The sequence below is a fragment of the Flavobacterium plurextorum genome (genome assembly GCF_002217395.1).
Classification (GTDB): domain Bacteria; phylum Bacteroidota; class Bacteroidia; order Flavobacteriales; family Flavobacteriaceae; genus Flavobacterium; species Flavobacterium plurextorum.
Map to the genome: position 1 here is coordinate 22,926 of NZ_MUHD01000021.1, position 25,786 is coordinate 48,711.

21 protein-coding genes are annotated in these 25,786 nt (G+C 31.7%); 5 read left to right on the forward strand and 16 right to left on the reverse strand.

Annotated features, from left to right (window positions below; genetic code table 11):
• Positions 1–61 precede the first annotated feature (61 nt).
• Entirely contained in the window at positions 62–691 is a 630-nt protein-coding gene (gene rsmG / locus B0A81_RS11640) for a 16S rRNA (guanine(527)-N(7))-methyltransferase RsmG (RefSeq protein WP_089058199.1), read from the forward strand.
• Positions 692–751: 60 nt separating this feature from the next.
• Here rsmG and B0A81_RS11645 read toward each other — a convergent pair whose 3' ends face one another.
• Positions 752–1,492, reverse strand: a complete 741-nt coding sequence (locus B0A81_RS11645; RefSeq protein ID WP_089058200.1) for a hypothetical protein — start codon at positions 1,490–1,492, stop codon at positions 752–754.
• 293 nt (positions 1,493–1,785) lie between these two features.
• Between B0A81_RS11645 and B0A81_RS11650 the strand changes: the two genes are divergently transcribed.
• The gene (locus tag B0A81_RS11650) at positions 1,786–2,550 is read left to right on the forward strand and encodes a carbonic anhydrase family protein (protein ID WP_244281380.1); all 765 of its coding nucleotides are present in this window, start codon (positions 1,786–1,788) and stop codon (positions 2,548–2,550) included.
• Positions 2,551–2,601: 51 nt separating this feature from the next.
• Here B0A81_RS11650 and B0A81_RS11655 read toward each other — a convergent pair whose 3' ends face one another.
• Both B0A81_RS11655 and B0A81_RS11660 read right to left on the reverse strand, forming a co-directional pair.
• Complete coding sequence (locus tag B0A81_RS11655) at positions 2,602–3,300, reverse strand: LytR/AlgR family response regulator transcription factor (protein WP_089058202.1); 699 nt, start codon at positions 3,298–3,300, stop codon at positions 2,602–2,604.
• Between the two features lie 68 nt (positions 3,301–3,368).
• On the reverse strand, positions 3,369–4,421 hold the full coding sequence (locus B0A81_RS11660) for a sensor histidine kinase (RefSeq protein WP_089058203.1): 1,053 nt from the start codon (positions 4,419–4,421) through the stop codon (positions 3,369–3,371).
• A 304-nt stretch (positions 4,422–4,725) separates the two neighbouring features.
• On the opposite strand from B0A81_RS11660, the gene B0A81_RS11670 reads away from it, so the two are divergent.
• Positions 4,726–5,814, forward strand: a complete 1,089-nt coding sequence (locus B0A81_RS11670) for an NHL repeat-containing protein (protein WP_165768061.1) — start codon at positions 4,726–4,728, stop codon at positions 5,812–5,814.
• 137 nt (positions 5,815–5,951) lie between these two features.
• On the opposite strand, the gene pruA is transcribed toward B0A81_RS11670, so the two are convergent.
• From pruA to map, 7 genes are all read right to left on the reverse strand, one after another.
• On the reverse strand, positions 5,952–7,577 hold the full coding sequence (pruA, locus tag B0A81_RS11675; protein WP_089058206.1) for an L-glutamate gamma-semialdehyde dehydrogenase: 1,626 nt from the start codon (positions 7,575–7,577) through the stop codon (positions 5,952–5,954).
• A gap of 156 nt (positions 7,578–7,733) precedes the next feature.
• Positions 7,734–8,120, reverse strand: coding sequence for a Co2+/Mg2+ efflux protein ApaG (apaG, locus tag B0A81_RS11680; protein ID WP_008467225.1), 387 nt, complete (start codon positions 8,118–8,120; stop codon positions 7,734–7,736).
• Positions 8,121–8,199: 79 nt separating this feature from the next.
• Entirely contained in the window at positions 8,200–9,459 is a 1,260-nt protein-coding gene (locus B0A81_RS11685; RefSeq protein ID WP_089058207.1) for a type IX secretion system plug protein, read from the reverse strand.
• Positions 9,460–9,533: 74 nt separating this feature from the next.
• Positions 9,534–12,434, reverse strand: a complete 2,901-nt coding sequence (locus B0A81_RS11690) for a DEAD/DEAH box helicase (RefSeq protein ID WP_089058208.1) — start codon at positions 12,432–12,434, stop codon at positions 9,534–9,536.
• A gap of 129 nt (positions 12,435–12,563) precedes the next feature.
• The gene (locus B0A81_RS11695) at positions 12,564–13,337 is read right to left on the reverse strand and encodes a class I SAM-dependent methyltransferase (protein WP_089058314.1); all 774 of its coding nucleotides are present in this window, start codon (positions 13,335–13,337) and stop codon (positions 12,564–12,566) included.
• 81 nt (positions 13,338–13,418) lie between these two features.
• A complete protein-coding gene (locus B0A81_RS11700) occupies positions 13,419–13,793 on the reverse strand; it encodes a GxxExxY protein (RefSeq protein WP_089058209.1) in 375 nt (124 codons plus the stop codon).
• A 69-nt stretch (positions 13,794–13,862) separates the two neighbouring features.
• Positions 13,863–14,681: a type I methionyl aminopeptidase gene (map, locus tag B0A81_RS11705; RefSeq protein ID WP_089058210.1), complete on the reverse strand. Its 819-nt coding sequence runs from the start codon at positions 14,679–14,681 to the stop codon at positions 13,863–13,865.
• Positions 14,682–14,892: 211 nt separating this feature from the next.
• On the opposite strand from map, the gene B0A81_RS11710 reads away from it, so the two are divergent.
• Positions 14,893–16,146 carry a DUF445 domain-containing protein gene (locus tag B0A81_RS11710; protein ID WP_089058211.1) on the forward strand — a complete coding sequence of 418 codons (1,254 nt, stop codon included), beginning with the start codon at positions 14,893–14,895 and terminating at the stop codon, positions 16,144–16,146.
• A 92-nt stretch (positions 16,147–16,238) separates the two neighbouring features.
• On the opposite strand, the gene B0A81_RS11715 is transcribed toward B0A81_RS11710, so the two are convergent.
• The 5 genes from B0A81_RS11715 to gpmI form a co-directional block, all read right to left on the reverse strand.
• On the reverse strand, positions 16,239–17,627 hold the full coding sequence (locus tag B0A81_RS11715; protein WP_165768062.1) for a TolC family protein: 1,389 nt from the start codon (positions 17,625–17,627) through the stop codon (positions 16,239–16,241).
• Positions 17,627–18,973 (reverse strand): HlyD family secretion protein, encoded by a 1,347-nt coding sequence (locus tag B0A81_RS11720; protein WP_089058212.1) that lies wholly within the window; start codon positions 18,971–18,973, stop codon positions 17,627–17,629. The genes B0A81_RS11715 and B0A81_RS11720 overlap by 1 nt, the downstream gene beginning before the upstream one ends.
• Positions 18,967–20,637 carry a peptidase domain-containing ABC transporter gene (locus tag B0A81_RS11725; RefSeq protein ID WP_089058213.1) on the reverse strand — a complete coding sequence of 557 codons (1,671 nt, stop codon included), beginning with the start codon at positions 20,635–20,637 and terminating at the stop codon, positions 18,967–18,969. Before B0A81_RS11725 ends, B0A81_RS11720 begins: the two co-directional genes overlap by 7 nt.
• A gap of 16 nt (positions 20,638–20,653) precedes the next feature.
• On the reverse strand, positions 20,654–21,325 hold the full coding sequence (locus tag B0A81_RS11730; RefSeq protein WP_089058316.1) for a TetR/AcrR family transcriptional regulator: 672 nt from the start codon (positions 21,323–21,325) through the stop codon (positions 20,654–20,656).
• A gap of 123 nt (positions 21,326–21,448) precedes the next feature.
• Positions 21,449–22,966: a 2,3-bisphosphoglycerate-independent phosphoglycerate mutase gene (gene gpmI, locus B0A81_RS11735; RefSeq protein ID WP_089058214.1), complete on the reverse strand. Its 1,518-nt coding sequence runs from the start codon at positions 22,964–22,966 to the stop codon at positions 21,449–21,451.
• A 522-nt stretch (positions 22,967–23,488) separates the two neighbouring features.
• On the opposite strand from gpmI, the gene B0A81_RS11740 reads away from it, so the two are divergent.
• A complete protein-coding gene (locus B0A81_RS11740; protein WP_089058215.1) occupies positions 23,489–24,214 on the forward strand; it encodes a murein L,D-transpeptidase catalytic domain family protein in 726 nt (241 codons plus the stop codon).
• Here the strand turns inward: B0A81_RS11740 and B0A81_RS11745 are convergent.
• The gene (locus tag B0A81_RS11745) at positions 24,203–25,786 is read right to left on the reverse strand and encodes a L,D-transpeptidase family protein (RefSeq protein WP_089058216.1); all 1,584 of its coding nucleotides are present in this window, start codon (positions 25,784–25,786) and stop codon (positions 24,203–24,205) included. The genes B0A81_RS11740 and B0A81_RS11745 overlap by 12 nt on opposite strands.

Sequence of the window (25,786 nt, forward strand, 5' to 3'; positions counted from 1 at the left end):
TTGCAAAATTGAGTTAAATATTTCAATCGTAAAGTAGTACTTTTGTTAAAAATTTAGAGCAATGGATGAGATATTGAAATATTTTCCTGATTTGACCGATCTTCAAATCGAACAATTTCAAAAATTAGACTTTTTATACCACGATTGGAATGAAAAAATCAATGTGATTTCTAGAAAAGATATTGATGCCTTATATACAAAACACATTTTGCATTCATTAGGAATTGCTAAAATAATGAAATTTGAGCCGGGAGCAACAGTTCTTGATGTTGGAACTGGAGGTGGTTTTCCTGGAATTCCGTTGGCGATTCTTTTTCCTGAAACACGTTTTTATTTAATTGATGTAATCGCAAAGAAAATAAAAGTAGTTCAAGGTGTTGTTGATGCATTAGAATTAAAGAACGTAAAAGCGGAACAAAAGCGAGCAGAATTAGTAAAAGGTGATTTTGATTTTATTGTTAGCCGCGCCGTAACCAATATGCCAGATTTTGTTTCTTGGATAAAAGACAAAATTAAAAAGCAGCATAAACATACTTTGAAAAACGGAATTCTATACTTAAAAGGAGGAGATCTAGCCGAAGAATTAAAAGATTTTCCAAATACTACTCTGTATGACTTAGCAGAAATATTTGAAGATGAATTTTTTGAAACTAAAAAAGTGGTTCACCTGCCTTTAAAATTTAAAGCTTAGATTAAACATGAAAAATAACCCGAATGAATTTTCTTTCGGGTTATTTTTTTTTAAATTATATTATGCTGATTTAGAGGCTTTTTTAGCAAAATTCAAAAACGGATTTGCTTTAAGATCTAGATTGTCAATAAAACTATGAATTGCATCTTCTGATGCTTCAGGACTATATTTAAATTCGGGATCAAAGAAAAATTCGCGGCATATTACAGGTTCATTAGATGAATTGTAAACCCCTTCATCAGATTCGTCTAAATCATTATAACTATAGGTGCAAGGATATAATGTGGCTAAATTTGCAATAGTATTGTTAAGCCATTTATCAAAAGTTTTCTTTTTTGGAGTAATGTGACGTGCTAATAATGTTAAGCCTAAAAGTTCGTTTTGTAAAAAATAGGATCCTTTTCTATATCTAACGTCAATCATTCTTACGTTCATCAAAGCGATCCATAATGCTCCGTCAACTGAGCCAGTTGCTGTGATTTCAAAGTTTGTATCAAATAATAAAGGTTCTGTTTGTTCTCGGTCATTAATAGAACACCAAAGAGCTTCAATTCGTTTTTGAGTGTCATTTGTTGTTTGTGTAAATCCTGTAAAGCGCCAGTAAATCCATTCTAATAATGCAGCAGTTAGACCAATTGAGCCTTTGTGATTAATATGAGTTAACGCATTTTCCAGCTCTTGATTTTGTTCGAGAGGATCTAAAAATTTATCTATTTTCTTGCTAGTCCAAGCAAAATCAATTGAATGACCTATACTTTTTGATTCTAAAATTACTTTAGGGACATTGTTTAAATTCCTCATTTGACCAAAGTGTTAAATTATAATTGATGCTTAAATTATTTTAAGCAAATTTAAAAGGATGTTTTTTTGCGAAATGGTATAAGAAGTTTTTAAAACAACAAAATAAGTTTTTTAACAACTGTATGGTATTAGGAATCAATGTTATAAGAAAAGTATTACAACAAAATTGAATGAAAATGTTAATTAAAGTAAGGCTATTTTTTATAAATTTAGTTTGGTAAAACTTGTAAGAAATTTTACTTTTTCAATTTATTATTTGGCCTTTTTAATTATCTAATTTTAAAATATTTAAGATGAATAAAATACTATGCACGATTGGTTTAATGATGTTTTTTGTAGTTTCTTGCGAAAAGAAACAAACAAAAGAAACAAAAGAACCTGAAGAATTACATGAAAATGTAATGATCGAAACAGCTTCAAAATTAGTTCCGTTAAAAGAAAAAGTTCTGACCGCAGAACAACAAAAAGCTCTTACGCCCGATTTGGTTATTCAGAGTTTGAAAGAAGGAAACAAACGCTATATGAATAATGATTTAACCTTAAGAGATCATTCGGCATTGGTTCGCGATGCAGTCGAAGGGCAATATCCAAAAGCAGTTATTCTTTCTTGTCTCGACAGCAGAATTCCGGTAGAAGATGTTTTTGATAAAGGAATTGGAGATCTTTTCGTTGGAAGAGTTGCTGGTAATTTTGTGAATGAAGATTTGTTAGGCAGCATGGAATTTGGCTGTAAAGTTTCGGGTGCAAAACTTATTTTGGTTTTAGGACATGAATCCTGCGGAGCAATAAAATCAGCGATTGACAATGTAGAATTAGGAAACATTACAGCAATGCTTGCTAAAATAAAACCAGCAGTAGCAAAATCTCAAGATTTTAAAGGAGACAAAACGTCTAAAAATGATGAATTTGTTGATTATGTTGCAAAAACAAATGTGATTGAAACAATCGCAAATATCAAAGCAAAAAGTCCAATTTTAAAAGAAATGGCAGATAAAGGCGAAATCAAAATCATAGGAGCTTATTATGATTTGCATTCGGGAGAAGTTATTTTTCTGTAAATCTGAAGTAATAAAAGTAAAAGCCGAATCTTGAAAATGATTCGGCTTTTTTTAGATGATTGTATTTAAATGATTTAACCAGTTTTCTTTGTAGCTATTCCCAATAGGGATTTCAATAGAATGTATTTCGATTTCATTTTTAGAATAAGAAGTCAATTTTTTTGTTTGAATAATGTAAGAACGATGAACACGAACAAAATCAGAATTTAGTAACTTTTCGAAAACAGAGATGTTTTGTTTGATGTGATATGATTTTCTATTTTCGAGATGAATAGTAATGTAATCTTTCAAGCTTTCAATAAATAATATTTCATCCAGAATAATTTTGATATTTTTATTTCCGCTGGTTACAAAAATGTAGTTTTCGGACGTTGAATTATTTTCTTTTTTTGGAGCTTGTAATTGCCTGAATTTTTCAATTGAAACAAAAAAACGATCAAAAGTAATAGGTTTTAAAAGGTAATCAATTACATTGAGTTCATATCCTTCCAGCGCATATTCTCTGTAAGCTGTAGTGAAAATTACTTTTGGAGGGTTTTTCAATTTTTTCAAAAAATCATTTCCTTTTAGTAAAGGCATCTCTATATCCAAAAAAATAAGATCAACAACATTGTTTTCCAAAAAAGCATAAGCTTTCAGTGCATTTTCGAAAGAATCAATTAATTCAAAATTTTCAAAATTTGTCAAATGCGAAGCGATTAATTCTCTTGCCAAAGGTTCATCGTCAACTATAATACATTTATGTTTCATTTTTTTTGAATTTAGTTCAGGTCACTTTTATATAACTTCTTCATTTGTGTTCTATACAACAAGCTAAATTAAAGACTAAGGTAAAGTTTTACTGTATAATGTGTTTGCGTTTCGTTAATTTCCATTTTATGCTTTTTGGGATATAGCAAATCAAGTTGTTTACGAACATTTATTAAACCTATTTTTGATTTGTCTGAAATTGCGGCAAAATCATTCTTGGGTTTTGTATTCTCAATACTAAAAATAATCTGCTGTTTTTTACTTTCTAATTTTAACCGAATTGCAGCTTTTTCTGTTTCATTAACTACACCATGTTTAAAAGCATTTTCGATAAAAGTTAATACAATTAAAGGAGAAATTTTATTGCTTTCCTGAATGTCTTTGGTAAATGAAATATCTAATCTGTTTTCGCTGTAGCGGAGTTTTTCCAAAGCAATATAATTCTCAATTAAAGCGATTTCTTTTTCAATAGAAACATAATCTTCATTACATCGATACAAAACAAAGTCTAGAATTTCAGATAGTTTAGCAATTACTTCGGGTGCTTTATCGTCTTTTTTTAGTGTTAAAGTGTATAAGTTGTTTAAGGTATTAAAAAGGAAATGAGGATTTAATTGATTTTTCAGAACCTTTAATTCCATTGATTTCTTTTCTTCTTCGAGTTTTAAAAGACGCTGTTGTTTTCTGTTGAAGCTGATAAAACCTAAAATAATAATTGGATAGGTAATAAAAGAAAACTCTCGTAGAATCAATTTTACAGAAGTTAATCTTTGAGGAATGTTCATTTTATGTCCAAGCCAATCATCAAAAAATCCTGGAAATTTTGGTTCCAAATAATAATATTTAAGGATCATCAAAAATGCAAAAACAATATAGAGCCAGCTTAAAGCAGAAACTATAAAAAGTAGGTATTTCTTTTTGTTAAGTGTCTGCGGAATAATCCAATATATTAATCCATAACCAGCGATTGCCTGCGCTAGAATCTTCCAAGTATATACAAACGTAAAATCATAAGTACTGGTGTCATTTGATTTATTTGTAATATAAAAAAACAAGAAGAAAATCCAGTATAAACAATGAAGAGCAACTCTTTTAAAATCAATTTGTCTAATAAAATTCATAAGATCTTTAATTGGGAGCAAGATAACAAAATATAGAAAAAAGCCTTGTTCACAAATCTGAATAATACGTTTTAGCGTTTAAAATGACAATCTGCGCATACGAACCCAACAGTTTGTCGAAAAAGGATTGTTTGAATGCTAAAAGAGGTTTTTCAGCTATGCGCAAAGTAAGATATTGGTACCGCATTTATATTCGTCAAAAAATAGAAACAATGATCAAATTTATTATTCTGTTAGTGACAATTTTAAGTAATACATTAAAATGAAAACCTTTTTAACCAAGAAACAAGTAAAACTAAAACAAATGAAAAAAGCAATTAAAACTGCCATTGGGATTCTAATTTTATTCAATGCCTCGAATTTATTTTCACAAGCAAGCAATCAAGAAATTACATATAGTAAGACTTCGAAAGTAATAAAACCAACTTTATTTGCCGATTTGGGAGAAACCTGCCAAACGCCTGATGGAATGGCTTTGGATAAAAAAGGCAACTTGTTTTTATCTATTACAAATCCAATTACATTTGAAAAATATGGAAGTAAAATTCTAACGTTTGATAAAAATGATAAACCAGTAGTTTGGTTTGATAAATTGCCATTGCACCCAATCACAAAAAAGGTGCATCCAATGGGAATGGAGTTTGGTCCTGATGGGAATTTATACATAATGGATAATCAGTTTTTTGCTGAAAAAGAGAACTTTTCCAGATTGATTAGAGTTATTGTAAAAGACGGGAAACCTTTGAATGCTGAGGTTTTGGTAGAAGGATTTAATTTTGGAGAAGCGGTGAGATGGTCTAAAAACCGAATTTATATAACAGATGCTTTGTTTGAAAATAGAAGAGAAAGCGGAATTTATAGTTTTTCGCTAGAGCAATTAAACGCTAAAAATATTATTTTGGATGCATCGAATAAGAAAAATTATCTCATTGCAACTTTTACATTAAAACCCGAAGTTACAAAAAGAACGATAGGAATTGACGGAATTGCTTTTGATAAAAAAGGGAATCTTTATGCAGGAAATTTTGGTGATGGCGTTATCAATAAAATCGAATTTGAGAAAGATGGAAGAGTAAAATCAAATAAAGTTGTTTTTGATTCAGATCAATTAAAATGTTGTGATGGTTTTTTTTATGATGAAAAAAGAAACGCCATTTTTATTGCAAATTATGAAAATAACAGCGTACATCAACTCAATTTAAACACGAACACAATTTCTTTAATTTGGGAAAATGACGATGCCGATGGTTCCGATGGGAAATTAGATAATCCGTGTGAAACTATTATTTATAAAGGAAAATTACTGGTAGTTAATTACGATACTTTTCCCGGAGAAAAAAATAAAGAAGCAGATGCCTTTCATACTATTTCAAGTTTTGATTTAGGCAATTAAAAGATCAATTTTTGTAGGTATACCCAAATTTAAAAGAAATAAAGAAGCCGAATCTCAATGAAAAGATTCGGCTTTTTTATATGAATAAGTCACAAAATTTGAAACTTGTCCCGATAGCTGTCGGGATGAAACAAAAATTAACCTAAGAAAGGATATCTGTAATCTTCAGGAGTTACAAAAGTTTCTTTGATAGTTCTAGGAGAAGCCCAACGCAATAAGTTCAATGCAGAACCTGCTTTATCGTTAGTTCCAGAAGCTCTTGCTCCACCAAAAGGCTGCATTCCTACAACCGCTCCAGTTGGTTTATCGTTGATGTAGAAGTTACCAGCTGCATTTTGTAATTTCGTTGTAGCTACTTCAATAGCATAACGATCTTGGCTGAAAACCGCTCCAGTTAAAGCGTACTCAGAAGTAGTATCAACTAATTCTAAAGTTTCTTCCCACTTAGCATCTTCGTAAACATAAATTGTGATAACTGGTCCAAATAACTCAGTTTCCATTGTAGTATATTTTGGATTTGTAGTTACAATAACCGTTGGTTCAACAAAGTATCCAACAGATTTATCGTAATTTCCACCAACAATAATTTCAGCGTCAGCATCTTTTTTAGCTTGGTCGATATAACTTGCTAATTTATCAAAAGAACCTTCGTGGATAACTGCAGTAATAAAGTTTCCGAAATCTTCTGGAGAACCCATTTTCATTGATTTTACATCAGCAATTAATTGCTCTTTTACAGCCGGCCATAAACTTTGTGGGATATAAGCTCTTGAAGCAGCAGAACATTTTTGCCCTTGAAATTCAAATGCACCACGAGTAATTCCTGTAACTACTTGTTTTACGTTTGCACTTGGGTGTGCAATGATAAAATCTTTACCACCAGTTTCTCCAACAATTCTAGGATATGTTTTGTAATTGTGAATATTTGCTCCAATTTTTGCCCAAATATCTTTAAATACGTGAGTTGAACCTGTAAAGTGAACACCTGCAAAATCGCGGCTTGCTAAAACAGTATCAGTAATCATTAAAGCATCTCCAAAAACTACATTGATAACTCCATCAGGAACTCCAGCTTCTTTGAAAACTTCAAGGATAATTTTTGTAGAGAATACTTGGCTGTCACTTGGTTTCCAAACCACAACGTTACCCATCATTGCAGCACTTGCAGGAAGGTTTGCGGCAATAGCAGTAAAGTTAAAAGGAGTAATTGCGTAAATAAATCCTTCAAGAGGTCTATATTCTAAACGGTTCCAAACAGAAGAATCTGATTTTGGCTGATCGTTATAAATTTGAGTCATGAACTCTACGTTGTAACGTAAAAAGTCAATTAATTCACAAGAAGCATCAATTTCTGCTTGGTGAATATTTTTAGATTGACCAATCATGGTTGCAGCATTAATACGCGCTCTGTATGGTCCAGCGATTAATTCAGCAGCTTTTAAGAAAATAGCAGCACGTTGTTCCCATGCCATATTTGCCCATGCTTTTCTTGATTCAAGAGCATTTGCAATGGCGCTTTCGATATGTTGTTTTTCAGCTAAATGATATTTTCCAACGATATGTTTGTGATCATGAGGAGCTGTAATGTTTCTAGTGTTTCCAGTTTTGATTTCTTCACTTCCAATATATAAAGGAACATCAATTTGAGAGTTCCACATTGTAGTGTAAGCCGCTTGAACAGCTGCTTTTTCTGGAGAGTTAGGTGCGTAGCCTTTTACCGGTTCGTTTACCGCTTTTGGTACATGAAAGAATCCTTTTAGCATGTTATTTAAAATTAGATAATTAGACAATTTGCAGGTTAGATGATTTGATTGTTACGAATAATCTAACGTCGCACAAAAGTACAAAGGATAAATTAATAATTTGATAAATTTATGATTTAGATAACGATAAAAAGAAGATAGCTTTTAAACTATGATTTAGTTTAAAGCAAAAGGAGCACACATTCTAAAAGTAGGTACAATAACCTTGAATGTTTTTGTTGTAGTAAAATTGATCATGTTAAAATGACCTTTCATAGCGCCATATGGTGACGATAATAAACAACCTGAACTATAAGTGTGATTTTCTCCTGGTTTTAAAACTGGTTTTTTACCAATTACACCTTCACCGTCTACAACTTCCAAATCATTTAGAGAGTCGAAAATTTCCCAATGACGAGAAGTTAACTGAACAGAATCTTTACTGTGATTTTCGATTGTAACTACGTAACTAAAAGCAAAGTGAATTTTGTAGTTTTTGAAGTAAGTTCCTTCAAAACTAGTCAAAACAGATATTTTTATGCCTCTTGTAATTTGAGAAACCATACTAACGTAGTAAATATGTGTATATTATATATGCAAATCTACAAAAAAAAATCTTTTGTCCTAAAACCTTAACAATGTTTTAATTTACGATATTTATTGAGTTTGCATTTCCTTTTCCTATAACTCTTTGATAACGATCTATGCTTTCCTTGTAGTAAACCAAAATTGTGTATTCGTTTTCTGTTTGATAAAAATTGCCGTCAATAGCATTTTCATTATCGATGTTTCCTTTTTTATCAGCTACCGTATATTGAAAATTCGTAAAACCTTGTTTTATCATTACAGCCTTTTCATAGATACCTTTTTCAGTATTATAATCCATTTTGTATTCTGGCGATAAACTGTAATTATTAAACATTCCAGTTATATAAATATCTTTATTAAGTCTGAAAGCAGGAGCCGAAAGCGAAAAGTAAACCCACGCATAATCGGCCTCAATATCATTATTTGATCCGTTTATGTTTTTAACCACAAAATTTCCGTTAACATCTTGATATAAAGTATAGATCTGATTGCCTCGAGCACGATTTGTGTACAAATAAGAATTATAAACATCGTTGCTGGTTCCTACTTTTCCAACATTATTATTGGCAGCTCGAATGTCTTTGTTTTCAAAATATAAAAATTCATTCCCGCCCCAAAACTGAGTTTCAGCATCGTATTTGTAAACAAGCTGATTTCCAATTGTATATTGTGGAGGGATATTTTTTATTGCAGTATTGAAATTTCCGTTTTGCAATAAAAGAACCTTTACATTTTGTGTCGGCGTTTGAAAAGTAATATCATTTGAGACTATTGCAAAATCAAGATTCTGTTTGAAATCAATATTGCTTAGGTTTCGGCTTCTTTTTACTTGAGCTGCAACGGTACAATGATTTTCAAACAAAATAAACTTTCTCGCAAGTACAACTTCTTTATCTTCATTTAAAATTTTTAAAATGTAGTTTCCAGAAATTCGCAATTGCGTAGTAAATTGATTTGGAAACCGAAGTCTATAATGCGAATATATTTGAAGTGTATTAAAAGAATTAGAATAATCAGTTATTCGCTGACCATCAAAACCAAGTAAAAAGTCTGTTTTTGGAATGTCTGACGGAATCCAATTGTAATCGCAATGCGTAATTTCGAAGTAATAATTGGCCTCGCTTCCAAATAAATCATCAAATTGAAATTCAAATGTTGATCCTAATTCAAAAATAGGAACAACATTACTGCCATTTTGTACAAACGAAACAGTTTTGATATTATAAGGCGGATCAATTTCTTTTTGAACATTTTGGGCTTTCGCCAAAGTGAAAATTAGAATAAAAAATAAGCTTGTATATAAAAATTTTGGCATCTTATTACGTTGTAAGATTGTAAATATAACAATTTTATGTAACGAAAAATAGACTGTTTTATTGGTTTAACGTATTAAGAATTTAAAATGTACTCTAAATTAGCTTCGATTTCGTCATTGATATAACTTTCTTCTAAAAGCGAATCAGACAGCAGTTTTTTGTTTTCCTGCAGCTTGATTATTTTTTCCTCAACCGTATTTTTCGAAATAAATCGTATAACATTGACTTTGTTAAGCTGTCCAATTCGGTGCGCACGACCAACTCCTTGTTTTTCAGCAAAAGGATTCCACCACGGATCTAAAAATAAAACATACGAAGCTTTGGTGATATTTAATCCAACGCCGCCGGCTTTAAGTGAAATAAAAAACAACAAAGGATTTTCTTTTTCCTGGAACAGTTTTACCTGCTGCTCTCTTTTATGAGCAGGAGTTTCGCCTGTAATTTCACAATACTCTATTTTGTTCTCCTTACACCAATCAGTGTAGAAACTTAGATTCGTAACGAATGAACTAAAAATGATCGCTTTTTGTTTTCCTTTTACTAAAGTTTCTAAATAATTTGTGACAGCGATATATTTTCCAGAATCGATTTCTGAATCCTTATCTACCATTTTCGGGTGATTACTTAATTGTCGCAGCTTCATCAACGTATTGATAATGCTGATTTTGTCAGGACTTGAACCATCAGTTTTAAGTAAAAAATTACGCGCTTTTGATTTTTCTTTTTCGTATAATTTTTCCTGTTCAGGATCCATATTGCAGTAATAAATCTGCTCCGATAATTCAGGTAAATCTTTTAGAACCTGTTCTTTAGTTCTTCTTAGAATATAAGGCTGAACGAGGTTTTTTAGCTCAGATAAAATATTCTCATCTTGTTTTTTTTCAATTGGAATTTTAAAATTGGCTGCAAAGAAATTATAACTGCCCAAGATATCTGGATTTATAAATTGCATCTGTGACCATAAATCGTCCAGCGAGTTTTCAATTGGAGTACCGCTCAAGGCGATTTTATGAGCCGTTTCAATTTTATTTATAGCTTTAAAAATCTTAGAATCTTTGTTTTTTATGTACTGACTTTCGTCCAAAATTAAATAACGAAAATCATACTTTTCTAAAATTGCAATATCGCGATGAATAATGCTGTAGCTTGTAAAAATTAAATCAGTTGAGGCTAATCTGCTGGCTAATTGTTTTCTGTCATTACCCACATATTGCATTTTTGAAAAATGCGGAGTAAATTTTCCTGATTCATTATACCAGTTAAAAACTAGTGAAGAAGGCAAAACAATTAAAGCTTTGAGCGGTTCTCTTTCTATCGTAGTTTCATTGGCAAACAAATCAAAATTTGTGGTTTTTGTTGTAAAACCTAATTGTTCCTGTACGGCAACTAGAACGGCTAAAGTTTGCAATGTTTTTCCAAGTCCCATGTCGTCGGCAAGACAAGCGCCCAAATTAGAGTTGTGGTGACCTAAAAGCCATTTTACGCCGTCAATTTGATAAGGTCTTAAAGTTGCTTTTAGTAACTCAGAAGAGGTATATTCAGCTTTGTGAATAACTTCGTTTTTGATTTCTGTAATGGTGTCTAATGTCGCAAAATTACTTTTACGCAAAAGCAGATTTCCATTTTCTGTTTTAGCTAATTTGGCCAGCGAGCTGTATTTACTGAACCATTCTAGCGGAATCAAAAAATAGTTTCCGTCTGGCAGTAAAAAGAGTCTCTCTTTGCTTTTTATATTGGGAATGATTTCACTAAAATTGATCGTATACGAACCAATTGTGATGATTATTTTGATGTCAAACCAGTCTCCAGCAGTTTCTTTTGAAGTTAAAACAGAATGATTTTCGGTAATAATTTCTTTACTTTCCAGTTTTAGATTTTCAATTGTAAAACCCAAACTTTCAAGGTCTTCTTTGTGATCAATAATGAATTGAATATTGAGATAAGGATCTGGAGTTTCTATTGCAGTATTTAATCCAAATAATTCATTTTTAATTTTTATTAAACCAAGTTCAAGCAGTTTTTCTGTATATAAGGTTTCGTCAGAACTTCGTTTAAACTGAATAACTTTAGGTTCGCCTGCAGCGTTGAAATCTACAAATGAATGTGTTTTTTTTGTTTTACCTGCGTCAAATGTATAACCGTTGTAGTCAAAATAAAGGTTGAGGTAATAACAGTTTTTAAAGAAATCATAAACGGGCTGAATCGTGCAGGAAAGAATCTTGTCACGATTTTCAACTTCAAAACCAGTTGCTTCGATGTCGATTTTTTTAGCTATTTCAGGAATGAAATTCTTGAAAAAATTATCGACTAATTTAGAAGGTATTTCTATTGATTTTTTAGTTAAAAAGGGCTGTAGTTTTTTAGTGTTTAGATCTTTCAGCTGTCCTAATTTTTTATTGATAATCAGCCAGCCTGGTTCATTCAAAAGAATATCAATCTTACTGTTCATCGGTAGAAAAACAGTTTCATTTTCTTTTAAAGAAAGGGTATAAGTGATTCCTTCAGAATGTTTGTCAAACTGAATCAGCGGTTCAAAATACAGCGGATTTACATCAACTCTGGAACGATAAAAATCTTTCTCAGGTCCAATGTCAATAGACAGCGGAAATTGTTCTTTTACAATTAGATTATAAAACGAACTTAGATTAAAATTTAAATACTGACGAATGGCAAAATCAATTTTAGAATCTTTTTGTAAATCAGTAATGGTTTTTGCTGATTTTACTTTTGCGCTGAATTTTTTGAAAATGAATTCCAATTTTAAAGACTCGCAAGCGGTCAGTATTTTTTTTGTGTTAGAATCTAAGCTTTCAAATGCGATTCCAAAACTTTCAAGTACTTCTGTGCTTGCTTTTTTGTTTAAATATTTGATTTCACTATTATTTTCAACAATATATGCTGTTGGAAGATAAGTGTTCAGGTTTTTTTCAAAACTGATGTCAAAACAAAATTGAAATGATTTTGCAGGTTCCAAGGTTTGAGATTTGGTTTGGTTGTAATTAGATAAATAGTCTAAAAATTAAAAACTTTTCAAAGTATTGCTATTTTGAAAAGTTTTTAATGAAATTTAATGACTTGTATACTGTAAAGAAATCTTTATTCTTTAGTTTTCTGGTTTGAAGCAAAGCGGGATAATTTCTCCTTTTGCTAAACAATATTTTTCTACCAGTTCTGGTGTAATTTTATTAGTATAATCTTCTTCAATTACAATAAAACCAATGCTTCTTAATTTGTCGAAATAATCACGTCCGTAAATGCGAACATGATCGTATTGTCCAAAAATTCTAGCACGTTCTTTTTGATCTGTAATCGAATCATCAGCAAATGTAACTTCACGAGATAGATCTTGTGGAATTTGAAGAATTGCCATTCCGCCAGGTTTTAAAACTCTAAATAATTCCTGCATTGCTTTTGTGTCGTCTGGAATATGTTCTAAAACGTGATTGCATAAAATCACATCGTATTCGTTGTCTTTAAAAGGTAAGTTGCAAATATCTGCTTTTACATCTGCCAAAGGCGAAAACAAATCGGTTGTTGTATAATCAAGATTTTTCTGCTTACGGAAAAGTTTATAAAAAGCTTGTTCCGGAGCAAAATGAAGTACTTTTTTTGGTGCTGTAAAAAAATCAGTTTGATCATTTAAGTACAACCAAAGCAATCGGTGTCTTTCTAGCGAAAGTGTACTTGGCGAAAGTACATTATTACGTTGTTTTCCGTATCCATAAGGCAAAAACGATTTGAAGCTTTTTCCGTCAATAGGATCAGTGAATTTAGTTCCTTTCAGCGATAAAGCTAAAATAGGACGTGCCACGTAACTCAAACGAATTAATATAGGTCTTGGAATAGTATTTAAAACTAATTTGAAAAGTTTTTTCACAGTTAAATAAATTTGAACACGAATTTCACAAATTGACACGGATTAATGTTGTGGTGAAATTTCACGAACTTTTAATTTGGGTTAAAGTATTATTCTTTTGTATTTAAGGCTGTCTTCGCCAAAATTGACTAACAAACCTAATTTGTTTTTTGATGCTACTAAATAATTTAAGGTCTGCTTAATTTCACTTGTTGATAAAGCTGCGATTGCTTTGAGTTCTAAAATAATTTCGTCGAAAATAACAAAATCAGCAAAATAATAACTAGGCAATATTATGTCTTTGTACGTAATATTATATTTTAATTCACGATTATAAGGGATTTCATTTCGTTGGAATTCATATTCTAAAGCATCACCATAAACCTTTTCATTGTGTCCTTTCCCTAAAATTTTATGGACTTCCATACAGATTCCAATAATTTTATAAGACTCATCTCTTAAATATAAATCACTCATTATGCATCAACTTTTTTATTTTGTGAAATTTCGGCAAAGTATATTTCGTGCTAATTAGTGAAATCTGTGTTATAAAACAAGCGGCACTTTTCTAAATTCGTCTTCTTCATTGCTTTCGATTCCTAAAGCTTTGTAGATGTATTGAAAAGTAGATAATAATTCAGGTTTACCATCAACTAATGCCACGTCATGTTCGAAATGTGCACTGGCTTTTCCATCTGCAGTTGTAATTGTCCAGCCGTCTTTATGCTGCTTAATGTTTCTGGTTCCAAGGTTAATCATTGGTTCAATTGCAACTACCATTCCTTCAACGAATAGTTTTCCACGACCTCGTTTTCCGTAGTTTGGCATTTCTGGTTCTTCGTGCATTTTTTGCCCAACACCATGTCCAACCAGTTCACGAACAACTCCGTAACCATGAGCTTCTGTATATTTTTGAATCGCATTTCCAACATCTTCAACACGATTTCCTGCTTTAAATTCTCTAATTCCAACATAAAGAGATTCCTTAGTTACCTGCAAAAGTTTTTTAACTTCAGGTGCAACTTCTCCAATTTCGAAACTATAAGCGTGATCTCCGTGATATCCATTTTTAAATGCTCCGCAATCTACCGAAATTACATCACCGCTTTTTAGAGGAGTGTTATTTGGAATTCCGTGAACAACCTGAGAATTTGGACTCATACAAAGTGAATTAGGAAAATCATATAGTCCTAAAAAGCTTGGAACGGCACCGTGATCACGGATAAATTCTTCGGCTAATTTGTCAAGATATAATGTTGTAACTCCTTCTTTAATTTCAGAAGCAATCATTCCTAATGTTTTTGATACGATCAAAGCACTTTCGCGCATTAATTCGATTTCTTCTCTAGTTTTTTGGATAATCATATTTTTCCCATTTTCAGTTCGCAAAAGTACAATTTTATATTATTTTTTTCGCCACGAATTTCACGAATTATCACTAATTGTATTGTGTTTAAAAATTCTCTCAAATTTTAATTCGTGATAATTCATGAAATTCTGGGCTTTTAAAAAGAAAGTTGAAAAGATCTGATGTCTCAGAAAAAAGCCATAAATTAGTAGTAAAATGTCAATAATCATGGAAATTTCGACTGATCAGGATATTGCAAAAGTAAAAGCATTAAAGAAAATGAAGAGAAATGCTTTGTTGCTTTTGGGTATTGCCGTTTTGCTGTTTGTAGTGGCAATTTATTTTAAAATCCCAATGCTTCAAGCGTTCAGCGAGGCAGCGATGGTTGGCGGAATTGCTGATTGGTTTGCAGTTGTGGCTTTGTTTCGTCATCCGCTTGGAATACCAATTTGGCATACAGCTATAATTCCGACCAAGAAAAACGAGATTGGAGAGAATCTTGGAAATTTTGTTTCGGAAGAATTTCTAAATCGTGAAAAATTAGAGATTAAATTGGAAGAATTCAATTTTGCATCAAAAGCATCAGATTGGCTTTCACAGCAGGAAAATGCAGATAAAATTGCAAATGTTGTTGCTGTAAATATTATTCCGGGAGTTTTAAGAACTATAAAAGACGAAGATGTAAAGCGGTTTATTCAGGTTCAGTTTGCAGAAAAACTAGAAGGAATTAATTTCGGAGATTGGGTGGCTTTGGCTTTAGAACCTTTACAAAAAGGAAATGTAAAAGATCAGTTATTGACGAATCTTTTGACGGTTATGAGTGCTGAATTGACAAATAATAAAGACTTGATTCGGAAAAAAGTAAAAGCGTCAACTCCGTTTCTGAGTTTTGGTCTTGCTGATAAAAGTATTACAGAAGGTGTTTTTAATGGATTACAAGATTTCTTGAATGAAGCAAAAAATCCAGAAAGTGCAGTACGAATTAAAATTGATGAATACGTATACAATTTTTTAGAGAAGGTCAAAAATTCTGAAGAAATGAGAGTTAAGATCAATAATATGATTTTAAGTTTTGTGGGCAAAAAAGAAGTTCAGGATTATATTAATGGGATTTGGGATGAAATAAAGCTTTCGATTTCTAATGATTTGAAAAAAGGGGAAGATTCGTCTATTAAAAATAGTATTGCTGGATTAATTCAAAGTTTCGGAAACGGAATAAAGGAAGATTCGCATATGATTGATAAGATCAATAATTTTATTAAAAATGATCTTTTGTCTGTTCTTTTGAATAATAAAAAAGTTATAGGCGATTTGATTTCTTCAACCGTAAAAAGTTGGGATGGTAAAGAGGTTTCTGAAAAACTAGAATTAGAAATTGGTAAAGATCTTCAATATATCAGAATCAACGGGACTTTAGTTGGGGGACTTATTGGTCTTGTAATTTATGCTGTCGAATGGACGTATCATTATTTTATAGTTTAACCAATTATTTTAAACCATATAAGTGATTTTAAGTTGCTGCATTTTTGTTTTTATTTAAATGAGCTTATATCACTTATATGGTTGAAGTTTTATCAATCAGGATTTGCCATGATTTTGAAAAGCTCAGAATTAGAGATATAAAAACGGTTTTCAAGTGCTATTGAAGCAAGTTTTGCACTTACTAAGTTGTTCTCACGAGTGTTAATCAAAAACAAAGAGCTTTCTCCAAATGAGAATAAACGCTCTTCAGAATTTAACATTGTCAAGTTGTTTTCTACTAAATCTTTAGCTAGTTTTTTCTGTTTTATAAGCGAATTGATTTCTATTTTTTGAGCACTGATTTTGTTAGTCAATTGTGTTTTTTCTAATGCTAATGCAAATTCGTTTTCCTGTAGTTTGTATTTTGCTAATTTCAAACTTCCTCTTTCTTTTCGCAGAAATAAAGGAAAGTAAAATTCCAGACCAATTTTGTAATCGTCAAATTTATAATTGTCGATGTAATTTGGTTCCGATAAATAAGCATAACCAATGTTTATTTTTGGCAGCAGCATATTTTGCTTTAGATCTTTTTCTACATTCAAGATGTCTATTTTGTTCTGCATCGCATTTAGTTTTGGATGCGTTTCTAAACTGAAATCTTTTTGCAAAAGATCGTTTGTTTTTAGCGTTTCCTGCAATGTGCTTTCCAGCGTGCTTTCTGGTACAAGTTCATCTGAAATTTCGAGGGGAATATTGTTGTCAAGCCACATGAAATTTGATAATTCCAGTTTTGCTTTTGCTAATTTTAATTTAGAATCTTCAAGGCTCAAAGCTCTGTTTTTTACAATAATTCCTGCTTCAATACTGTCAATCGCAGGTTTGTCGCCTTGATTTGTCAAAGATTTAATTCCTTCCAAACGTATTTCGGCATTTTTATTATAAGTCTCATACAGTTTCATTTCTTCAAAATTCTTTTTCCAATTGAAATAAGCAAGAGAAGCATCATATAAAACGCTGACAGCCTCAAGTTTTCGTTCAGACTCACTTAGTTTTATCTGAATTTTTGCTTTACGAACATCTGCCATTCGTTGATTAATGAATAGTCCTTGTCCAACAGGAACGCTGATTCCAAATGAAGTTAAACCTTGATTAGGTGTTGTGTTTTCAGGATTAAGATAAACACCTTCATTGTTGTCAAATCCAGCTTTTAGCTCGATTCCGTACCAAGTTGGAATTTTAAAACTGCTGTTTAAAATAGAATAATATTCTTTGTCTTTAAACTTTTTTTGACTAAAATCTACTTCAATTTTTGGATCAAAACCACCTCTTGCCATCATTAAATTGGCTTGTGCTTTACTGATTTCTAAATTGGCATTTTTTACCAAAGGATGGTATTTTTTTACATATCCAAGAAACTCATCATAGGTGAGTTCTTTAGATATGGGCTGCTGGCTAAAAACCGTACAGCTCAAAAATAGAAAAGCTATAAGTATCCGTTTCATTATTTTTTCTCTTTAGTTGCTTTTTCGCCAGTTTTGTAATAGTTAGGAGGGAAACCATTTAAAGTTCTCCAGATTTCGAACCAAATTGGCACCGTATCTAGTAAAGCAATTGTTTGTGCGCCAGAGCCAATGCTTAATTGTTTAGGCCAATGTGCTTCATCAGGATCCGGAGCAATTAAAACTCTATATTTTCCATTGCTGCTTATAAAGTTTTCTATCGCCACGACTTTTCCTCCAAAAGTTCCGTAGGATATATCCGGCCATCCTGAAAATACAATTGTTGGCCAGCCGTCAAACCAAACACGGACTTTTTCGCCTTTTTTAATCAAAGGCAGATCAATTGGGTTTACATAAGTTTCTACAGCAAGATCATATTGAGAAGGCATTATTGTTACAATTGGAGTTCCTTCTTTGACCGTTTCGCCTAAACCTGCTTGCAAAGCGCGGTTTATGTAGCCGTCTTGTACTGCCTTAATGTAATACATACCATTTCTTAAGCTGTAATTTGTGTATTGGTTTTCAAGTTTACTTACTTGAGCCTCAGTATCAAACTTGTTGCTTAGTGTGGTAAATTGATCACTTTTTGCTTTAGCTGCTTTTTCAGCATATTCAGCAGAAATTCGGTTAACTTCAACTTTAGCGTTTATGTATTCATTTTTACTGGATAAAAACTTATTCTCCTGTGTTATGATTTTTGCATCAACATCTTGCAGTTTTAAACGTTTCTCTTCGACATCTGTAAGCGGTTTTAAACCTTCTTTGTTTAATTGAACAGATCGGTTGTATTGCGTATTTGCAATTCGAAGCTGTGTTCTTGCAGCGACAAGATCAATGCTGTCACTTTTTATTTTTAAAAGAGATTGTCTGACTTTGTTTCTAGCTTGTTCTAGTTTTAGTCTCTTTTCATTTTCAATCGCCTGAATTTGACTAGAAAGAGTTTGCACTTTTTCATCGTATGATTCTAGAGAGTTTTTCTTAGCTTCTACCTGATTTTTGGTGTTTTCGACCAAATTAGGATCCATGTAATCCTCTTTTATTTCAGAAATAAATAAGATAGTATCTCCCTTTTTTACAAAATCACCTTCTTGTACATACCATTTTTCAATTCGACCAGAAATAACACTCTGAATCGATTGTGGTCTTTGATTAGGCTTTAAAGTTGTTACAGATCCTGATCCAGAAACATTTTGTGTCCATGGCAGAAAAAGAGCAGTTATTCCTAGAATTGAAGTACCTATTATAATCTTATTTAAAATTTTATAATGAGTTCTGTTGCTTAGGTTTTTTACAGTCTCGTATCGTTCAAGAGATTGCAGCTTGGTTTTATTGTCAGAAATGTTTAGCATGGCATATCGTTTTTTTGATCAAGTAGAATAAGACCGTTTTGCATTGTAATTTGTCGTGTCGATTTTGTTTTCCAATGCGGATTTTTGGATGAAACAATAATCGTCCACTTGTTTTTATCTGAAGTAATAAAATCTATAATTTCATTAGCAACACTTTCGTCCATAGTATCAGTTGGGTCTTCATAAAAAAGTATTTTTGGTTTATGAATTATACTTCGAGCTAATAATATTTTCTGTGCGTTAGAAGAGGATAGTTGTCTTCCTTCTGGATAAATATGTGTGTCTAAGCCTTTTGGCAGAAGTTTTATAAAAGAACTCAGCTGTACTCCGTCAAGCGCCCATTTTAAATCTTCAGTACTTATTGAAGGATCATTAAAAGTTATATTCTCTAAAATTGTTCCTTCAAAAGGTGTTTCATTATGAATGATATTGCCAATTTGCGAGCGATATTGTTTGATGTTTATTTTTCTAAATGTGTCATCATTTATATAAAAAGCGCCAGAACTTTGTTTTAATAAACCAGATAATAAGCGGATAAGAGTTGTTTTTCCAGAGCCATTTTCGCCTTCAATAACAATTTTTTCTCCTTGATTTATTTTTAGCGTTATAGAATCTAATGCGTTTATAGGCGAATCTGGGAATTTAAATTTTAAATTTTCAGTTTCCAAAGTGATATTAGTGTAGCAATTATCGCTTTCAGAATCTATGTTTTCTTCTAATTCTAAATCAGTTACCTGTCCTATTTTTTCAACAGCTGTTAAGACATCATAGAAACTTTCAAGTCCAAGAATAATCTTTTCGACAGAATTTATTACTAATAAAATAATGATTTCGGCAGCAACAAATTGACCAATATTCATTTCCTGACTTAATACAAGATATCCTCCAATAGATAATAAACTTGCAGTAATGATAATTTTGAAAAGAATCAGCTGTGTAAATTGCTTTTTGATGATGCTAAAATGTTTCTCACGATAATTAAGATAGTTTGTTACTATTTTATTATTCTTTTGAAGTGCAAAATCATAGTTCAATTGATTTTTGAAACTGAAATTATTACGTGCCATTTCTTGCAGCCAGCCAGCCACTTTGTACTTGAATTTTGATTCTTTTAAACTCGTTTCTAGTCCAGAGTTATAGGAGAATTTGAAGATAAAATATAAGAGTAGAAACAGTAAAAGACCAAATACAATAAAATAGGGATGATAGAGAGATAGTAATATAAGTCCAAAAATAATTTGAAGCAGTGCAGCAGAAAAATCAGTTAGCAATTTTGAAGTTCCTTTTTGAATAGTTAGCGTATCAAAAAAACGATTTGTTAGTTCCGGCGGATAAGTACCGTATAATTCCTCAGATTTTATTTTTGGTAAACGAGCTGCAAATTCAAACGAAGCGCGAACAAATATTTTTTGCTGTAGGTTTTCAGTAATTCGCAATTGCATAAAAGCTAAAACCCCAACAAGGGCTACTCCGGCAACCACTAGAATAATAAGTACGATCCAAGAAGCACTTACTCTGCCAGATTGTATAAAAGCTATAATTGCCTGAATTCCTAAAGGAAGTGATAAACTGATTAAACCCGCAAAAATGGCATAGAAAAAGAGTTGGTAAATGTCTTTTTTGTCTAATTCAAGTAAATTGTAAAATCGTTTTAAAGGTGTCATGTTGATTTTTTTATAGTTAGCGTAAAACGTTTTCTGCTAGATTAATGTAAAACTGTGTGGTTGTCACAGTTTCATTGCAATTGGTAATTGTTTTTAAATGATCTGTTAAAAAGTGCTGATGCAGGCTTCCTTCAACAATTGTTGAAACCAGAGATTTTGCATATGGATAATCTGGATTTACCTCTTTTACAATGGCAACAATCCTATTGATAACCCGTTTGTAAATTAAGAAAAAACCTTCTTTGTTTTCCTGATCAACTTCTTTAGTATGAAGTGTTTTTGTAAATTCAGCAATTATTATCTGATTTAAAACAGCTTCGTTTATATGATCTGTCGAAACATCATCTGTTATTTTTTCTGTAACTAATGTGATGGCTTTTCTTAGTTTTTCATTTTTATCCATAATATTCGTTGTGGTGAATACTAGTTTGTATTCAATCCAGCTCCAATACCAAGAAGATAGATAAACTAAGAGCTTATGCTTATTTTCAAAATAACGATAAATCGAACTCTCGTTTGATCCTATTTTTTCTCCTAATTTTTTAAATGTAAAATTATCAAAACCAATGGTATCGATAAGCAGAATACTCTGTTCAATTATTTTTTTTCCCAGCGCTGATGTTTCGGGATCTTTTACATAGATCTTTTCGTTTACTTGGATTTTTAGATTCGATAGTATAATTTCCATAAAAATTATTTTAAATGCAAAGATAATAGTATTACTATCAATAAAGAACATTTAGCTTTTATTTTTGCAAAAAAAAAGCTGCTCTTGAATTAGAGCAGCTTTTAAAAATTATTTAAACGGAGTTTATAGTAATGAGTGACAGGTCATTGCATTTGGTTGTGGTACTCCCATTAATTCTAAAATAGTTGGAGCAATATCTCCTAAAACACCATTTTGAATGTTCTTTAAATCCTTATCAACTAAAATAATCGGCACTGGATTTGTTGTGTGTGCTGTATTTGGACTTCCGTCAGGATTAATCATTGTTTCGCAATTTCCGTGATCGGCAATTACAATTGTAGTATAATTGTTTGCAAGAGCAGCTTCGATAACTTGTTTTACGCAAGCATCAACAGCCTCGCAAGCTTTGATAGCGGCGCTCATAATTCCTGTATGACCAACCATATCACCGTTTGCAAAATTCAAACAAACAAAATCTACTTCGCCTTTATTTAATTCAGGAACAAGTGCGTCTGTAAGTTCATAAGCGCTCATTTCTGGTTGTAAATCGTAAGTTGCTACTTTTGGTGAATTTCTTAAAATACGAGATTCGCCTTCAAAAGGAGTTTCTCTTCCACCAGAGAAGAAAAATGTTACGTGAGGATATTTTTCAGTTTCAGCAATACGAATTTGTTTTTTGCCTGCTTTTTCTAAAACTTCACCAAGAGTTTCGGTAATATTATCTTTGTTGTAAACCACTTTTACATTTTGGTATGTTTCGTCGTAGTTTGTAAGCGTAACATAATACAAGTTTAATTTGTGCATGTTTTGCTCGTGAAAATCTTGTTGTGAAAGCGCTTCAGTAAGTTCGCGCCCTCTGTCAGTTCTAAAATTGAAGAAAATAACAACATCACCTTCTTCAATTGTTGCAAGAGGTTTTTCGTTTTCATCTACCATAACAACAGGCTCGATAAACTCGTCTGTTATGTTTTTTTCGTAACTCTCAAGAACGCTTGCAACTGCATTTTTTGATGGAGTTCCAACTGCGTTAACAACTAAATCGTAAGCTAATTTTACACGTTCCCATCTTTTGTCACGATCCATTGCATAGTAACGACCAATTATCGAAGCGATTTTTACAGGAGTATCTTTAATATAATCTTCTAAATCATGAATGTATTTAGCTCCAGATTTCGGGTCAACATCACGTCCGTCAGTAAAAGCGTGTACGTAAACTTTGTCTAAACCATATTCTTGCGAAGCATCAATTAAACCGCGCAAGTGAGAAGTGTGAGAGTGAACACCACCGTCAGAAACTAATCCTAAAAAGTGTACTTTTTTATTGTTTTCTTTAGCATAAGTAAAAGCGTCAATTAAAACCTGTTCTTTAGCAAGTGTTTTGTGGGCTACTGCTAAATTAATTTTGGCTAAATCCTGATATACAATTCTTCCAGCGCCAAGATTCATATGTCCAACTTCGCTGTTTCCCATTTGCCCTTCAGGTAAACCAACATTTAAGCCGTCAGTACGAAGTTGTGCGTTTGGGTAATCTTTATAAAGGCTGTTTATAAAAGGAACATTTGCATTGTCTATTGCAGATACTTTAGGGTCAGGAGATTTTCCCCAACCATCTAAAATCATAAGGATAACTTTTTTGTTCATTACTTTTTGTTTTTTACAAAGATAAGTCATTTCTAAAATTTGCGTGAAAGCATTGTTACATTTATGTTTAATAAAATGAAGCGTATTAAAAAATAATAATTTAGTTATAGAAGCCTTTATTTTTTAAAATTAATTCACGCTAAGCTCCTTTTCTGAACTTATTTTTGACAGCATAAAAGTGTTGAAATGGTATACGGAGTTTTAAAGGGAAGATAATATTGTGATTTTTTGTAAAATATCGGTATACTTTACTTTTCTCTTTGTCAATTGTTTATGTTTTGTTTCGGAAATTATACTCCTGATTACTAAAAGAAAAGCGTTTAATTGTGTTTTCTTTAAGAATTTGCGCAGGAATCTTTGTGTTTTAGGGAGAAGTAAATATCTTACAGGAACCCCTTTTTTTATGTTAATTATGTTAAAGTTTGAATAAAAAAGGCTTGATTTTCAGGCTTCTATTTTGACGACTGTAAATAATTTATATTTTTGCCATACCCAGATTTTTTATTAACCTAAAGAAATTCAATGATTTACAAAATTTATCCACTGCTTGTGTTTTTATTATTATCTTTTGGCGAAGATTCAAAAAACACACCCGAACTTAAGAATACAACGAATAAAAACATTGCTAAGGTTGAAAAGAACCTTACAGTTGATGCAAAAATCGAAAGTATTTATAAAACATTAGATACTAACAATTTTAATGTTCCAGAACTTAAAACTTTTACAGAAGCTTTAAAAGGTTTTTATCTTTTAAAGGAAAGAGGGATTGTTCAAAAAAACATTTTAACATTAATTGACTTTAGTTTGTCATCAAACACCAAACGTTTGTGGGTGATTGATATGACAACGAATAAAATTCTGTTCAATTCGTTAGTTGCACATGGTAGAAATACTGGTGAAGAATTTGCATCGGCATTTTCAAATATAAATTCATCATTTAAAAGCAGCTTAGGGTTTTATGCTACAGGTGAAATTTACCGAGGAAAACATGGAGCTTCATTACGTTTAGATGGTTTAGAAAGAGGTTTGAATGACAATGCTCGCGAAAGAGGAGTGGTGATGCATGGAGCTGATTATGTTTCGGAATCTTTTATTAGAGATCATAAAAGGTTAGGAAGAAGCCAAGGTTGTCCTGCTCTTCCGGTTGAATTGACAGATGAGATAATTGAAACGATAAAAGATAAATCATGTTTGTATATCTATCACCCATCAAGAAGTTTTACGATGGAGGAGAGGCTAATTTCTTAGTTTAGCGTACAAATCTGAATCTAGATTATAAATATCAGCTCTAAAAATGAGCTGATTTTTTTTGCTCCAAGCAGTCCAATACCATTGATATAATGCATATTTTTTAGTAATTCTTGCGCTAGTTGTTTTTTTGGAAGCAATTATAGTATCAATTTTTTCTTTTGAAAACTTTTCAGAATCATCCAGAATATGCTCTGCTAATTCCAGTGGATTTTCAACACGGATGCAGCCAGAGCTTAAGGAACGATTGTTTCTTCCAAAGTAATTTCGATGGTTTGTATCGTGCAGATAAACACTATGGCGGTTTGGGAATAAAATTTTCATTAATCCTAATGAATTATTGTATCCAGGACTTTGAATATAACGATAGTTGTTAGGTTTGTTTTCGTTCCACGCCGTTGGTTCTACTTTATTTCCGGCAGTATCATAAATAGTAATGCTTTTATTAGCCAAATAGTTTCGATTGCGTTTCATTGCCGGAACCACATCTTCCTTTAGAATTGTTGGAGGAACGGTCCATGTCGGATTAAAAACAACTGTTTTTAGTATAGAGGTAATAATTGGTGTTTTTCTTTTGCTTGTTCCAACAACAATATTTCTTGATAAAATAGTGTCTTGATTCTCGACAACATCTAAACTGTAATTTGGAATGTTGATAATGAAATATTCTTCGGCTAAATCAGTAGGGAACCATCTCCATCGCTCTAAATTGACAATAATTTGTTGCCTTCTTTTTTCTTTAGAATAGTTTAAAGCATTTATAGTTCCTTGTCCTATAACTCCATCAGGAGCCAGTCCGTGTCTTTCTTGGAATTTTTTGACTGATTCAAATGTCTTTTGATTGTAAATGTTTGTAAGACTGTCTTTTCCTGACATATCATTCCAGAATAAAAGCCTTTTCTTTATGTTTATTAAAGCAGAATTTGTGTCGTTTAAAGTGATTTTTTCAAGAGATTGAATATTTTTTATTTCGTCATCTGGAAAAGTTTTAATGATTTTCAATGCCTGTAACAGCTGCTTATAAGTTTGCGATTTTGGCTGAATGTTGTCGACAATGCTGTCTAATTTATCTTTATTAAAAGCTTTAATTAGGACATTATTTACATCAAAAGTTTTCTGATCTAAATCCCAATCAGTATATATTTTTTTAGGATCAAGTTTGCCTTTGTAAAGATGATTTAAATATTTTTCAAAGTTATAAGTCAGTAATATATCATAAGCAGCCAAGTCAGAATCGCTCAGAGAGCCGATTTTGCTTTCGAACTTTTTTAATTTAGATACTTTATAGTCTTCAGGATTTAATCCTAATTCATCTGACTTTTCTAATTGCGATAGGATATAATTTCTCTTTTTTAGATTTCCCCAAACCGTTTTGTTTTCAGAAGAGTTGTAGAATTGTTTTAAAGTTTCACTTTTAAAAGTACCAATTAGTGCAGTATCAATTTGTACTGTTCTTTCATCAGTAAGTATGATTGCTGGAGCTTTTTTTACAACAACAGGTATGATTTTAGGAGTGTCTTTTTTACAACTAATCAAACTGCATAATACTAATAAAAGGTAAAATTTTTTCAT